The 1,783-nt window shown below is 66.7% G+C and carries 2 protein-coding genes and 1 pseudogene; all 3 read left to right on the forward strand.

The genetic code is table 11. From position 1 onward, the window contains the following. Positions 1-240: pseudogene (locus RMO85_RS00870) on the forward strand (pantothenate kinase); the annotation flags it as partial. A 100-nt stretch (positions 241-340) separates the two neighbouring features. Next, positions 341-661, forward strand: a complete 321-nt coding sequence (locus tag RMO85_RS00875) for an Lsr2 family protein (protein WP_310525858.1) — start codon at positions 341-343, stop codon at positions 659-661. 212 nt (positions 662-873) lie between these two features. After that, positions 874-1,783: Clp protease N-terminal domain-containing protein (locus RMO85_RS00880; RefSeq protein WP_310525859.1), on the forward strand; the 910-nt coding region annotated here is incomplete at its 3' end.

A 1,783-nucleotide genomic window follows, 5' to 3' on the forward strand; every position in this document is an offset into this window, starting at 1 on the left:
GTCGACGACGCAGCCCTGGCGCAGGCCCTGCAGAGCGGCCTGCTCTTCGGCGTCGCCGCCCAGGTCGACGGCATGGTGGCGCGGATGATTGCCGAGCTCGGTGTGCAGACGGCCGACGTGAATGTCATTTCAACGGGGCACCTGGCGCCACTCGTACGCGAGGAATGCTCGTGTTTCACGGCCGATTCACCATGGTTGACGTTGCAGGGATTGCGCCTCGTCTTCGAGCGCAATGCCTGATCCTTCATTCCGTTTCGGACGGGAGTTGCCATCGGCCACTACCGGGGTCTTTACTGTGGTTTGCATTTCCACACCCCCGAGCTTTATGTGAGGAATACCAATGGCACAAAAGGTCAACATCACTCTGGTCGACGATCTCGATGGGAGTGGGGCCGATGAAACGCTCACTTTCGGTCTGGACGGCACGACGTACGAAATCGATCTCAACGACAGCAATGCCGCTGCTCTGCGCGACGCGCTGAGTGGCTATGTCGGCCACGCCCGCAAGGTGAGCGGCGGCGCCCGCCGCGGCCGCAAGGCTGCCGCCTCGCCTTCCAACACCAGGGACGTGCGCGAGTGGGCCAAGGGTCAGGGCATGGATGTGTCCGAACGCGGCCGCATCTCCGGCGACGTGCAGCAGGCCTACGACGCCGCTCACTGAGCGAACCTGTTCGACGGCGCCGCGCTCCTCACGGGGGAACGCGGCGCCGTACGGCATTGAGCCCCGCGGTGTCCGTGTTCGCTGTCAGCGGACGCCTCGGCTACGGCTTTGGGAACACGTAGGGTGGAGTCGGGCGTTGAGCCCATTGTTCGCCTGACGACTCTGCTTGCGCAGGGAAGCCTGACGCGGACCACAGACGTGAAGGAGCGCACATGTTCGAGCGGTTCACCGACCGAGCCCGGCGAGTTGTCGTGCTGGCCCAGGAAGAGGCCCGCATGCTCTCCCACAACTACATCGGGACCGAGCACATCCTGCTCGGCCTCATCCACGAGGGCGAGGGCGTCGCCGCGAAGGCCCTCGAGTCCCTCGACATCTCCCTGGAGGCCGTGCGCGCCCAGGTCGAGGAGATCATCGGCCAGGGCCAGCAGGCGCCGTCGGGGCACATCCCCTTCACGCCGCGCGCCAAGAAGGTGCTGGAGCTCTCGCTGCGCGAGGCCCTGCAGCTCGGCCACTCCTACATCGGCACCGAGCACATCCTGCTCGGTCTCATCCGCGAGGGCGAGGGCGTCGCCGCCCAGGTGCTGCAGAAACTCGGCGCCGACCTCAACCGGGTCCGCCAGCAGGTCATCCAGCTGCTCAGCGGGTTCCAGGGCAAGGAGTCGACCACGGCCGGCGCCCAGACCAGCGGTGCCGGGGGCGAGGTGCCATCGAGCTCGCTCGTGCTCGACCAGTTCGGGCAGAACCTCACCCAGGCCGCGCGCGAGGGCAAGCTCGACCCCGTCATCGGGCGCGAGCAGGAGATCGAGCGCGTGATGCAGATCCTGTCGCGCCGCACGAAGAACAACCCTGTCCTCATCGGCGAGCCCGGCGTCGGCAAGACCACGATCGTGGCCGGCCTGGCGCAGGACATCGTCAAGGGCAACGTGCCCGAGACGCTCAAGGACAAGCAGATCTACACCCTCGACCTCGGCGCCCTGGTCGCCGGTTCCCGCTACCGCGGTGACTTCGAGGAGCGCCTCAAGAAGGTGCTCAAGGAGATCCGGACCCGCGGCGACATCGTGCTGTTCATCGACGAGATTCACACCCTCGTCGGCGCCGGTGCGGCCGAGGGCGCGATCGACG

The sequence above is a fragment of the Nocardioides sp. genome (assembly GCF_031422975.1).
GTDB lineage: Bacteria > Actinomycetota > Actinomycetes > Propionibacteriales > Nocardioidaceae > Nocardioides.